Below are 11,836 nucleotides of genomic sequence, written 5' to 3' on the forward strand. Positions count from 1 at the left end.
GCGGTATATACGCGGCTCCGATGCCATCGACAGAAAGAATGGGGAGTGGAACGGAAGGCATACCTTAGCCCCGGCCCTAGAAGTCGCGACCCGGCGAGGCAAAACGCGCGGGCGGGCGACTTTGAAGCGAAGAGGAAGGCTTTTCTCCTCCAGCCGACAGCAACCTTTCATGCGCTCTAATCGCTTCCTTCGCAGGCGTCGGCGTGACCTCTGGCGCGGACTTTGGCAGTGCAGAATAGCTCGTAACTGCATACGCGGCCGGACGCTCTAAAGCCCCGCCGTCTGCACCGCGAATGGCTATTGCTATCGCCCCGGCGAAGGAACCCGAATGAAACAACTCTGGCCGCTTCAGCAGATTATCCATCGACTTCCGTACGATTGGCACCGTAAAGCCCGGTGTAAGGGCAACCGATGCCTCTCCGGACTTCACCACATCATAAATCCGTTGAACCGCTGCGCTGTCCTCGGGAGCGGCTTCGGACATCCGGTCGATGACGATCTGCGCCGAAACGCCAGTCGCCGCCGCAATTGCTGCCGCTGCCGCCGCTGAGTTGCTATCGAGCTGGCTACGTTTCAGCGTGTCACCAAAACCGTTCGACAATTGGAACTGCACGCCATTCCCGAGGTCAGCCTCAAAGCTTGCGCTCCGCATGTAGAACGCCTTGCTCTGCGCCTCGCCTTCTTCATTTTTCTCTGAAATCGTCACGATCACGGTTCGAGCCATAACGCCAGAACCAACCGGCGACCGAACGTCGAAAGCCTCTTTGACAGCGCGTTGAGCCTCATCCTTTGAGGAAGGTGACAGCAACACCGCCTTGTCTGGCTGGTAAACCTGTAGCCGCATCGAGCCATCGGAAAATTTCGAGAGTGACACCGTACCCGACATTGCTGCCTGAAACTCGGGATCGCTAACAAAGCCATATGCTGCTTGCGCGTAATACTGGCGATCACTGAAATCGAGCCGGGTATTGTTGAGCAAGATTACTCCGCCCGGCTTCACGCCTTGATCGTTTGTCCTATCGGCGAACTCGGATAGCTCTCTTCGATTGGCAAAGCGATCTTCCCATAGACGCACCCGCTCACGATCATCAACATCATTGCGGCCCTTCATCATGTTCGCCGCTCGCGCTGGTGACATGAGTTGGACGGTCAGCTCTTCGCCATTTTGAAGTTGAGTGCCCTTAACGGACGTTACACCGTCTTTTGAGGTGTATTCGCTCACACTGAGAGCGACGTTGCCGAGGGTGGCAGGCAATTTTGGACCAGCAAATTTCTTAGCACGTTCGGCCATGCTCTTCTCCAACCAACTAAATCACCGTCTGACAGACTCGCCAGCACTCACTGCGAAATAACAGACAGCAATCAAATTGATTGTCAAGCCGGACTCAAAAACACTGTCGAATCACCGACGAGGACGGACACGCCGAAACCCTACAGAGCAGCTAGTTTCCATGCATTGTCGAGGCCAATTGACAATGCATCTCTGTCGGAAAAAATCTCTCGTGTCGAATGGGCGACCACCTGACCGTAAGCTAAGGCAGTGGCCTTTCGCGCTTCTTCCGTCGCAAAGATCGTGGCTTTTGAAAAACGCACGTCGAACCAGCCACCTCGTTTTAAGTCCACGGAAAATAACGGTCTTTCGGTCGGCAGCATCCCGATTATTTTCCCGACATGTTCTGAGTGCCCCAAGACAATCGGCATTATGAAGCCGTCTTCCAGCCACAAGCCCGATGCAAAATCTGGAAATTCGGGTGCAGCCATCGCTTCACCAAGAAGCGCAGCGGCATCCGATCCGATCTTAGAGGCCGCGCGCTCGATGACGGCTTCATACAGCTCACGTTGCACATCGAACGGGTTGGGACATTTTGCTAATCGGGTAGCCACAACATCCGCAAACGCACCTTCGACAACGAATCGCGTTAGCTGCGAGACTGTGAACTCAGTACGTTGATCTGGTGCGCTCAAACCTTGTACCTACCTTGGAACAGTTTCATGATCACTTGCCGCTCGATCATGTCACGAGGCGTATAACCTTTACGGGACGCATAGGCCGCGAGCGCGATGTAGACGACCCAAAAAATGACGAATGGCCAAAGGAGGGGTAGCTTTGTGAACTGCCACACCATCCCCGTCGCGATCCCCGAGGGGATAAGCAGCATCACTGAACCATGAAGCCCTAAAACCCCATTGATCGGCTCGCCCGTCCAGCGCCACCCATCACCGGAAAAACTTACCCGCTCTTCATCAGCCATTCCGATCTCCTATGAACTGGTTGCATGAATAGGGCCAGCAGCGGATTTGCCCGACATCCAAATGTGTGAAGCGGGAATACACCCCTACACCGCCGCCTTTAAAAGTCATCGCCGCGATAGCCAGTGATCGAGGCGGATATCCCGGCACTTTCAGGTCAGCGGCAAGCCCACCCATATGAAGAGAGTTTCTAGCCGCAGTTTCTATGGCCGCATTATGCCGGGGCGTGCGATAACCGCTTGTGAGGATAAAAGGCAGCATCGAACCATGGATCATCGCCATCGTTGACTGAACCGACGACACGAAGTCGAACAGCGACGGCTCGATCCAGAGCGCCTTATCGTCATCCTTCACATCTCGCCAGAACCACGATAATTCCGCGACCGCGCGACGGTCCAGCTCGCCGTTGAACCGGTATCTAGCCGCGATGCTCTCACCCGTTGCCTCACGGTAGAGCTGTAGTGACCCAAAACCAGAAGTGCGAGGATCTGTTTCGGGCGCAGCCTTCTCGACTTCTTTTGTGAATGCCCGATCCTCGGCATCATCAGCCGACGGCGCGAACGGTATCCTGTCCTTCTTATCGACCGCACCCTCTTCGGCCGCAAAGGCTGTCGCCCCCACGGCCCACGCGCTCGAAAACGCCCCTACGAGGAATGAGCGACGATCCAGCATCTGTCAAAGTATCCGCTCTGAGCTGCTATAGCCGTAGCGCTTGAGCGCCAGTATTGCAGCCTCTTCCGAGATATTGCCGGATTTAAACTGTTCCGCGACAGTCGTCTTCATCGGCTTGCCTGATCCGCCGCGCGACATGAGGTCGTAGAGAAAGGCACGAGAGCCGAGAAAACCAACTTTCGTAAGTTCCTGCCGCGCGTCGTCATTGAGTACCACCCACTCCCGCAGGCAGACACGACCTCCTTTGGTATCTCTCACCAGTACCTGGCTGACGATCATATGAGTTGTCGCCACCGCCATCTCGAATGCTTGGCTCTGCATTTCACGCGGAAATTTGCCAACAATACGCTGGATCGCCAAAGCCGCAGTGTTTGAGTGAACCGTGGTATAGACCGCGTGCCCCGTGTTCGCCGCCTCTTGGGCTGCGGCCATTGTCTGATAGTCGCGCTGCTCGCCAACCACGATCAGTCGCGGCACGCGGCGCATCGCTTCTTCAATCCCCATTTCAAAACTGCTGAAATGCGTCGGGATTTCTGATTGCGCTATTACGCAGCGGTGAGACTGAATTGAATCAAACGTGAACTCAATAGGCTGCTCAAGCGTAACGATGTTGCCTTCAATGGGCGTTTCTTCTTCCATCACTCGCCGAAGAAGCCCTGCAAACGTTGTCGTCTTCCCCGATCCGGTCGGGCCAGACAAAATTACAGACCCCATCTCAGGCGTCGATTCCGCGATAATGTCTTCCTCAAGCTGGATGTCTCGAACGGTGGGCGGATGTTCGGGAATATAGCGCAGCACCATTTGCCCCCCGAGCGAGGCCCCGAAAGCGCAAGCGGTCACGTTCGCTCGAAAACGGTAGACTTTAGGCTCGCCATGCTCATCGCGATCCCCGAAATCACGAGCGTCGATCCGCTTATTGAATGACCGCGCCCCGGCAAGCCGCGTCTCGACATCACCACCCGAGCCGCTGATGTGTTTTGCAGCCCGCATGAAGTCCGTAGTGTCGTATGTCCACTCGGTCAGAGCGATCAGCGAGCCGAGCTTGTTCATCAAGATTGGGGAGCCAGTCTGGAAAATGACATCCTGACAGCCATTTCGCGCAGCGTAGCAGAGGATGCGCATAACATCCTCGCCAGTCTCAGTCATGCGAAAGCTTTGCGACAGATCGCGTTTACCCGACCATAGGCCAATCACCTGCGCATACTGCTGGTCCATCATTTGCCCTTCGCGATTGGCACCGGCACGTTGCGCATCGTCACATCAGCAGACCCCACAGGGAACGCATCCACACCGGCCTTGCCTCGGAATGTCGGCGAGACGACGATCTTGATCGTCTTACTTCCGCGAAGCGCTACGCGGCCGTCACGGCTGATCTGAAGAGCCTTGCTCTTTTGAGAAGCGATAGGCATCGAAATTGCGCCTCGGGATGCCAGATCATGGTAACGGGCCATTCCCTCGTAATCACGCCGCATGCGCCGTTCAGCTTCTTCAAAATAAGACCGAGCCTCGGCAATTCCAATTGACTGGCCTTCCTTGTACCCGCTTTGCCAAGCTGTGCTGTCCTCTTTAGAATGAGGACGCAGGTCGATGCCATTCTCAGGATCGGACTGCATGAACAGGTACGTGCGCCATGAAGGAGCCTGCGCTGTCACTCGCGCAGGAGTGACGATTTCAAACCTTCCAAGCGTTAACTCAAGAATCTGAGGACCATTCTTTTCAACGCGGCTGTTCGTGAGCACGACAACTGGCGGGACAATATGATCGTTGATCATAAGTGAGGGAAAAGGATAGGTGCGGTCCAACCAGCCCGCCATCTTATTGAGGGAGGCGTTAATCCGCTGAGCCTCCTGCGCATAACCGTCTCTGATACCGGCAGTGCGAGCAGTCTTCCTGACCATCTCTTTTCGGGCGGGACCCTGCCCCCCGAGACCGGAACCGGGCGGGACTTGTGGTCCACGTCTATCAGGCGTTTGACCACGCATATAAACTGAAGGATCGACAACCACATTCGACCCTGCTCCTGTAGGTGCTTGCAGCATCTGACCGGACGCAGGATCGCGGATGACGCTCTGGCCAGCCATCCCCGGCTGGTTCAGCATAACGCCCTGTTGCTGGCCCGGATATGCGCCGGGATAACCACCGGGATAAACGCCGGGATAAACGCCGGGATAACCAACTGCCGGATAACCGGGATAACCCATAGGATACATATTAGGATAAGCAACCGGGGGCTGATATCCGCCGGGATAGGCAGTCACCTGATTGGGATACACATTCTGTCGTACCGGCAGAGTGTCCTCTTGCGCATGCGCTAGGGAAACCCCTGTCATCAATATTGCCGCCGCAAAAGCGCCGTTCATGCGAACCATCTGATAGTGCCTCCTAGAAAATCAACCAAGGCAACATTCCCCGGTGGATCGCCCAAGCCTCGCTTGGCAGTTGCAATGCTCTTTTTCTCAAACCCGATTCGAGCAAACCGCGCTATCGCTGCCGCACGTTTCTCAACCGGTAGAGATAGAAGATGAGCGGATAGCTTCTCTTCCAATATCGTCAGGGGGAGCACGATCCCGGCTTCTCCTGATGTCTCATCATCCATTTGTAAATCACCCCTGCTCTCCCCAACGACGAGCGCTTTTGAGCAGCCCCCTTACTATACTAACTTCACATTGCTTCGCAATCTTGAAATCAATGTCCTTTATTCCCGATGAGGCTTCTTTCAGGACCGTTGCATTCCCGCCAGCCCCATAAATCGTTGATGCACCGTGGCGACCGATCTCAGCAATTAGAATTGGCCCAAACTCCCGCCACGCTTCGCGACGAGCTTGCGCAATATGCATAGTGATATCGCGCTTGCCTCGCTTGGCGTAGCAAACGCCGGTTTCGAATATCTCAGCGACCCCATTTACCGAGACGTTCAACCTCGTCTCAATGATCTCGCAGGTGCGCTTTTCAACGAACATGGCCGTCTCGATATCGACCTTACGAAACTCGACCTCATCGCCTTCAGCTCCATCAGAAACCAGTGCGATCCGCCACTCCTTTGAGCCAAAATCTACAACGGCAAAACGTCCCTTTTCCTCTTTGCCCCCACGAGGTGAAATCCCTGCAAATTGATCCAGCGAGAAATCAGCCAACACCGCTTCAGCCGAACCCATTACACCCAACTTTGAGACCAACAACGCGCTACCATTCGACAAGCGGCAGTTCGAAAGAGAAGAACGTAGATATGCCGCTTCATCGCTAGATGGGGCAACACCTGACCCGACCATTAGGACTGATGAGCCAGCTATCCCCAAGCGGTCATAAGCTGCGGCGATCATTACCGCCGATGAGTGAGTATCCGAGAGGGCCTTCGGCAACTCAGATTCAACGAAGCCTGTCCGATCTGAACGGTCCCCTACCCTGACAACCGCATCACCGTAAGTGACAACTTGGGGAGGCTTATCGCGAGGACCCGAGACGCGAGTCCCCAATCCTAGACGTGTTGGAAACTGAACCAGACGTGTCCCACCGGGAACCGTCGCCATAGCCTTGACCCAAACCGAACCAATATCGACGGCGCAATTTCGAGCGGTTACTGCCATGCTAATATTTATGAATTTGGAGCAGCCGCTGTGTTTACGTCAGCAGAGGCCGAGACCCGTGGAGCCATGGTGGTAGCGTTGTTCTCCAGCGTCCGCTTTACATAGGCGTCAGTTGGCTCATTTGATGTTGTCTGGCAACCGGCGAGAGTGGCGGCGACAACAATCACAGCAATTGACTTTCCAAGCATGTTCACAACCTTCTACAAATCAAATTCAATGTCCTTTTATGCCAGCTAGAGGATGAAATGAAAAGCACCAATTCGCTTGATGCCGAGGCCATCGGGAAGCCATCACCTGATAGCACGTGATATCACTTGATGGCAGGGATATGCTGCAATACATCTGATGATATCAGTGGTCCGTAAACGTAGGGGATGTTGTTTTGCCATCATTGAGAACGGAGAAGGCATATCGAAGGGCTGCGACCCGTTGGAATGCAGAACTGGCTCGTTGTGGTTTGGAGCCGACCCCCGAGAATTATGTGGTGGTCGCCACGGCAGATGATCCTTATCTAACTGATGCGAGTTGGCGCTTCATCAGAGCGGCGATAAAGTGGTGGATTACAAGCGAGATTGGTCATGAGGAAGCTGAGCGATTTACGCGCCTTTTTCGTGAGAAAAAGCCAGCCGTAAAGCCGAAGCTAAAGCTGCCAAAAGGCGTTGGGCCACAGTTAGAACAGGATTTGATCCATGTCCTTCGAAATGGAAATCGTGGACGCTTCCAGCTTCTTGCCGCAGATATGATTGAAGCCGGTATCGCAACAGGCTTGAGACCGGTTGAATGGAAGGATGCAAGCCTTGTTGATGATGTCTTGACAGTTCCGAACGCAAAGTATCGGCCGGGCGTTTCCGGTAATGGTGAGAAAAGAGAGCTATTCCTGCTAGATGACGTGATTACGTTCGAGCAGCGTTCGGCCATTGATAGGGTTATTACTGCCTTGAATGGCGTTGAGTGGGATGACATTGGAACGCATGTTCGCCGCGCCCTACGTGGAGCAAAGGCAGAACTAAGAAAGATGAAACTGATCACTCCCAAGGAGATGAAAACGCGAATTTACGACGCCAGACACCAGTTTGCAGCTAACGCGAAAAATACATTGGATTATCAAGGTGGTGAGGTTGCGGCAGCTATGGGACACCGTAGCGCAGTAACTGCACACACATCCTACGGAAACCGTAGGAAAGGGCGTGTTGGTCTCCCGGTTAAACCGTCCGCTGTAAGCGTTGAGAATGTCGATAAAAGGTCTCTTGCTAAGTTGGCCGGTTCAATTGCTAAAGCCGTTAATCAGTCCGTGAATATTGCTCAACCGAAAGCTTCTGATAATGGCGCTTCCAACCAGACTACGAATAATGAAATGAGCACGGCGAAAGTTCGCGCAACACCCTCACAGACATCGGGGTTCAAACCATAAATCAAGCCGTCTCGTATTGCATTATTTGCTGTCTTTGATAACTTCTAGGCTCTATTTTTGTGAGGCTTAGATGACGACAAAACGCGTTAGGTCGGAACGGGATGATAATCTCAGCTACGACGCGAAGAAGGCAAAAGAGATTTTTGCACGCAAGCTTGCTGACGATGCAGGTGGAAGGCGCAGCAATTCACAGATGAAGCGCGATGCTGATTTGATATTGACCCTCCTTCGTGATGGAGAGGTCAAAGGGGCCAGAATGTCTGTTTTCACAGCTACGTTCCAAGACCTCTTCAGCATCTCTCGTGAAAGTGCGGGTGCTCGATGCCGGGCTGCGATCAAATTTTTGAAGGATGAAGGCCGGGTTCATCCCAATGAAGACAAACATCCGGTATATTCTCTCAGCGAGTAGAATGAGGTGTGATGTGCGCGACCTGGCTGAAGTTTCGATGATTGATCATTTTCCGCGTGGCGGCATGGATCGCCGGGGCGCAGCCAACGCCAACGATGGCGCTGTTCATCGTGCGCCTAAGCGCGCCAGCTTCCCTGCCGACCGCCTTACGGTGCCCGCTAAGGGGGTTTTGATCCGTATTCCAGTTTCAATCGATATGTTCGATGACTGTGCTATTCGTGACAAGCATCTACCACAACCGGACCTTGAAGTTTCTATTGCTGTTGACGAGCAGGGCGCGTTCCTTACGGCGCGTCTGAATGGGGCGTCTTTCAGGCGAACAATGAGGCGTGTTCGCGATGATCAACGTGATCATAAGCCGCTTGGTAGACTGTTTATTGTCGGGAGAATTGTCACGCCGGGTGTCATCACCGATCCCGGTTTGCAATACGAGTACATTTGATCTGGTAAGGCTGTGATCCGATTTGGATCGCTCCCGTCACCTACGGCGCAATTTGGGAGCGCGGTTCCCGCTCGCGATCTGCTTCATGAGCGGTTCGGTAAGGTGATTATTTCTCAATTAGCGTCAAGGTTTCATAATCGATGAGCAGCCGAGTGTTTCCATCGGCGGCAATCTTGGCGTTGTCCATCATGAAGATCAGCATTTCGCCGACAGACAAGCGGTGATTTTTCTTGAAGTTTTTCATGCGGTCAGACTGGTCGCGTGGCAGACGCATGGAGGAATTATCTATCGTCGGCCTCACGTCATCGTCTGAATCGAAACGGGCGTAGTCAACGAGGACCCTGTTTGATCCATCTTCGTTGATGCCGGTGATGTTCATCAGGAACACGTAAAGGTCGCCTGTTGGAAGCCGGTGGAGTTTTTTAAAAGTCTCAACTCGTGCCGCCTCTTCTCGGGGAAGGCGCAACGTATGCATGTCAATGATGGGGCGTTCGGCTATCGCCTCGCCCGATCCAGCTTTCGATGCTCTTCGCGGAGCCATTATCTCCCCTTCCCCAACCTATGTCGCCGCATCTGGAGCGGACGCTTAATGTTACAATCAATACCGTGCAATGGAAAGTGATATCCTGCGAATGATTAAGATATGGGATGTCGAAATCTACGACGCATTTCATTAAATCAGATCATTGCGCGCTGTGCATCTATATAATGCTACCAACCGTTAGCACGCGCATGATAGCGATGTAAGGCGATATGAGGTGATAGCACGTGATATCATGCGGTGTACGCCGTGGTAATATGGCGGTCTTGATATCAGTTCACGATTCGATTACTCTGTCCTTGAGCGATAATAGGGAGCGTACACCCATGCCTGACGTTTCAGAAATGGCTTATAAGCCAACGAGCCTGCCCGTCGCTGCATGGGAAGCCTTGCCCTTCGCATTTTCAATGGATGTCGCAGAATCGCTGGCTCACCCTGCAATAAAAAGCCTCTTTAGGCTATGGGGTTCTTCAGACGGTGAAGTCGCTCGGGGCGGCTATACATTCACAGTAGATTCGGGTGATCTTTCTGTATCAACGGAATTCCTTAACGGAGACGGCGATTGGTGCTCTCTTTCCTTGTCCGGTGATGGTCTTGTGCTTGTAATTGGTAACAACGGCGAGCGGTTGAGGCTTACTGTCCCGGCAGATCAGTTGGATCGGGTCGAGTTATTCGAGGAATGGTTCCCGCACATCCAGCTTCAGTGAACCACAACAAGTAGCGAGCTGGTCTAACAATGAAAATCTTCCGACGCCGCAAGGTGGCTCAGACTACCGATGCTGATGATACGCCCCCGGTTGCAGATAAGAGGGGCTTTTTGCGTTGGCCCGGCAGGGTGATCCCCCGCCCTATTAAAGATTCTCACCGCAACGCGTTGAAGATGACGGTCTCGGCCTTCAGCGCTGATCGACCTGATTGTCCTGACTGCAAGCGTGAAGGCCGTAGCGGCGTTCTTGTGCCGATTTCGGGACGGCCCAACGCTAGACGATGCTCCGATCCAGATTGCGGACTGGAGATTACATTACGTGAGCTTGCGGACATCAATGGGCCTGTCGTCCATTATGCTCCCGAGGCTCGTAGAGCCTATTTTATTAGATCGGCGACCATTCTGTTTGTGATTGCTTGCGCGGTTTTGTCAGCCGCAGTGCTTTATAGCGGCTGGGTCGGATCGGGCCTAATGATGTTTGCGGCCTTTCTGCTTTCGATGCCGCTTTTCATGGGCTGCTTCGCTATGCGCTACCGCGCTTGGCAGGTCGCTGAGAACCGATTTTATGAGGAAAAAGCTCCACTTGGGGAGTTCATACAAGCAGAATTAGCAAATATATTTAAAAAACAATCCTAAATGGAACAATAATAAGGTGGGGGTAGAGAAATAATAAAATGCGAAAGGATAACGCTGTACACGAGGGCACCAGCCATTTTATTTAATTGTGACAATCTGACAAATCACTAAGCTTTGATTGTCACGGCATACCTACAGGAGTCTATCCCGACAATGAGAAATGAAGTTCTGCCGCGTGGGGAGGTGTACCAATGACGCGGAAGACGCAGAAGCGCGGTAGCCATCGTCCCACTGAGAGGCGATTGCGAACGCGTTTACGAGCAGTCATCGAGAAGCAGCGTGAGTACATCGGTGAGTTGTCGGAGCTTATGCGTCAGGAGCAGTCATTGATTGCCGAGCTGGACCATACCCCGCCTCGTGCAGATGAACTCCAAAATTTCGATACCGCCGCCCGGCGCAAAGCGCACGACACGCTCACTCAGTACATCGTCAAGCTCACTCAGCTCCGAGATTACACCAAAGATTTTCTCACCGTGATCGATGAACTGGATGACCTCGACAGCCGCCCTCGCCTTCTGCCCGTGAGAGATGTCGATACCGCGACTACCAGCGATCACATCACCAGCTTGCTTGATGGCTCCCAGTTTCAGATCCTGACGCGCAGTCTCGTCGGCTATGAGATTACGGCCGACGATTATCGCAGGCTGTTTGGCCTGCCAGATGAATATTTGCTTTGGACCAAGAAGGTCCAAGACACGCGGCGTGGCGTCGTCCTGAAACATCGGGTGTGGGATAAGAGGCGCGTTAGCAAAGGCCACGACGATGATGAAGGCTGAAAACGGCCACAGAGCTTCGTAGGGAGGCGTTTCGCCCCTCTGACGTTAGTTTCCCCATTGAACCTCGCATTTCGCTCTGTACGGGCAAATGCGGGGTTTGTTTTTTCCTGGCTGTTGGTAGTTTCGCAGCCTTGATAGATCGCTCCCGTCACCTACGGCGCAATGTGGGAGCGCGGTTCCCGCTCGCGATCAGGCTGCGTGCATTAGAACGCAAGTAAACGCAAATGCGTTCATGCACGTGCAAGCAAAAGAACGCGCAAGAACGCAACAGCAAGCGAAAGAACGAGACCGCACGCGAACGCTTGCAAAAGCTGTTTACAGAACGTTAAAGATTGATAATGTATATGAAAGATACCGAACGCATTTGAATGAGTTTGCGTGCGTGCTCACGCTACAATCCAAAAGGAGC

At 53.4% G+C, this 11,836-nt stretch carries 15 protein-coding genes; 6 read left to right on the forward strand and 9 right to left on the reverse strand.

Translation table 11 applies throughout. The annotated features are described in order from the left end of the window. Nucleotides 1-76: 76 nt before the first annotated feature. From ShzoTeo12_RS26655 to ShzoTeo12_RS26690, 8 genes are all read right to left on the reverse strand, one after another. Entirely contained in the window at nt 77-1,291 is a 1,215-nt protein-coding gene (locus ShzoTeo12_RS26655) for a hypothetical protein (RefSeq protein ID WP_130519760.1), read from the reverse strand. A 140-nt stretch (nt 1,292-1,431) separates the two neighbouring features. Further along, entirely contained in the window at nt 1,432-1,965 is a 534-nt protein-coding gene (locus tag ShzoTeo12_RS26660) for a hypothetical protein (protein ID WP_130519762.1), read from the reverse strand. After that, a complete protein-coding gene (locus tag ShzoTeo12_RS26665; RefSeq protein ID WP_130519764.1) occupies nt 1,962-2,252 on the reverse strand; it encodes a hypothetical protein in 291 nt (96 codons plus the stop codon). Before ShzoTeo12_RS26665 ends, ShzoTeo12_RS26660 begins: the two co-directional genes overlap by 4 nt. Then, the gene (locus tag ShzoTeo12_RS26670; protein WP_130519766.1) at nt 2,245-2,922 is read right to left on the reverse strand and encodes a YcbK family protein; all 678 of its coding nucleotides are present in this window, start codon (nt 2,920-2,922) and stop codon (nt 2,245-2,247) included. The genes ShzoTeo12_RS26665 and ShzoTeo12_RS26670 overlap by 8 nt, the downstream gene beginning before the upstream one ends. 3 nt (nt 2,923-2,925) lie before the next feature. Next, complete coding sequence (locus ShzoTeo12_RS26675; protein WP_130519768.1) at nt 2,926-4,140, reverse strand: type IV pilus twitching motility protein PilT; 1,215 nt, start codon at nt 4,138-4,140, stop codon at nt 2,926-2,928. Continuing rightward, nucleotides 4,137-5,291 carry a type IV secretory system conjugative DNA transfer family protein gene (locus ShzoTeo12_RS26680; RefSeq protein ID WP_130519770.1) on the reverse strand — a complete coding sequence of 385 codons (1,155 nt, stop codon included), beginning with the start codon at nt 5,289-5,291 and terminating at the stop codon, nt 4,137-4,139. The genes ShzoTeo12_RS26675 and ShzoTeo12_RS26680 overlap by 4 nt, the downstream gene beginning before the upstream one ends. Beyond that, on the reverse strand, nt 5,279-5,518 hold the full coding sequence (locus ShzoTeo12_RS26685) for a hypothetical protein (RefSeq protein WP_130519772.1): 240 nt from the start codon (nt 5,516-5,518) through the stop codon (nt 5,279-5,281). Before ShzoTeo12_RS26685 ends, ShzoTeo12_RS26680 begins: the two co-directional genes overlap by 13 nt. 7 nt (nt 5,519-5,525) lie before the next feature. Then, on the reverse strand, nt 5,526-6,242 hold the full coding sequence (locus tag ShzoTeo12_RS26690) for a hypothetical protein (protein WP_210255087.1): 717 nt from the start codon (nt 6,240-6,242) through the stop codon (nt 5,526-5,528). A gap of 745 nt (nt 6,243-6,987) precedes the next feature. On the opposite strand from ShzoTeo12_RS26690, the gene ShzoTeo12_RS26695 reads away from it, so the two are divergent. The 3 genes from ShzoTeo12_RS26695 (at nt 6,988) to ShzoTeo12_RS26705 (ending at nt 8,768) form a co-directional block, all read left to right on the forward strand. After that, nucleotides 6,988-7,917: a hypothetical protein gene (locus ShzoTeo12_RS26695; RefSeq protein WP_130519776.1), complete on the forward strand. Its 930-nt coding sequence runs from the start codon at nt 6,988-6,990 to the stop codon at nt 7,915-7,917. Between the two features lie 70 nt (nt 7,918-7,987). Further along, a complete protein-coding gene (locus tag ShzoTeo12_RS26700; protein WP_130519778.1) occupies nt 7,988-8,326 on the forward strand; it encodes a hypothetical protein in 339 nt (112 codons plus the stop codon). A gap of 13 nt (nt 8,327-8,339) precedes the next feature. After that, entirely contained in the window at nt 8,340-8,768 is a 429-nt protein-coding gene (locus ShzoTeo12_RS26705) for a hypothetical protein (RefSeq protein ID WP_130519780.1), read from the forward strand. Between the two features lie 106 nt (nt 8,769-8,874). Here ShzoTeo12_RS26705 and ShzoTeo12_RS26710 read toward each other — a convergent pair whose 3' ends face one another. Beyond that, nucleotides 8,875-9,309 (reverse strand): hypothetical protein, encoded by a 435-nt coding sequence (locus tag ShzoTeo12_RS26710; protein WP_130519783.1) that lies wholly within the window; start codon nt 9,307-9,309, stop codon nt 8,875-8,877. A gap of 326 nt (nt 9,310-9,635) precedes the next feature. Here ShzoTeo12_RS26710 and ShzoTeo12_RS26715 point away from each other — a divergent pair, with 326 nt between their 5' ends. From ShzoTeo12_RS26715 to ShzoTeo12_RS26725, 3 genes are all read left to right on the forward strand, one after another. After that, nucleotides 9,636-10,016: a hypothetical protein gene (locus tag ShzoTeo12_RS26715; protein WP_130519785.1), complete on the forward strand. Its 381-nt coding sequence runs from the start codon at nt 9,636-9,638 to the stop codon at nt 10,014-10,016. A 29-nt stretch (nt 10,017-10,045) separates the two neighbouring features. After that, complete coding sequence (locus ShzoTeo12_RS26720; protein WP_130519787.1) at nt 10,046-10,651, forward strand: hypothetical protein; 606 nt, start codon at nt 10,046-10,048, stop codon at nt 10,649-10,651. 191 nt (nt 10,652-10,842) lie between these two features. After that, on the forward strand, nt 10,843-11,427 hold the full coding sequence (locus ShzoTeo12_RS26725) for a MucR family transcriptional regulator (protein WP_130519790.1): 585 nt from the start codon (nt 10,843-10,845) through the stop codon (nt 11,425-11,427). Nucleotides 11,428-11,836 lie beyond the last annotated feature (409 nt).

The organism is Shinella zoogloeoides (genome assembly GCF_033705735.1).
Classification (GTDB): Bacteria; Pseudomonadota; Alphaproteobacteria; order Rhizobiales; family Rhizobiaceae; genus Shinella; species Shinella zoogloeoides_A.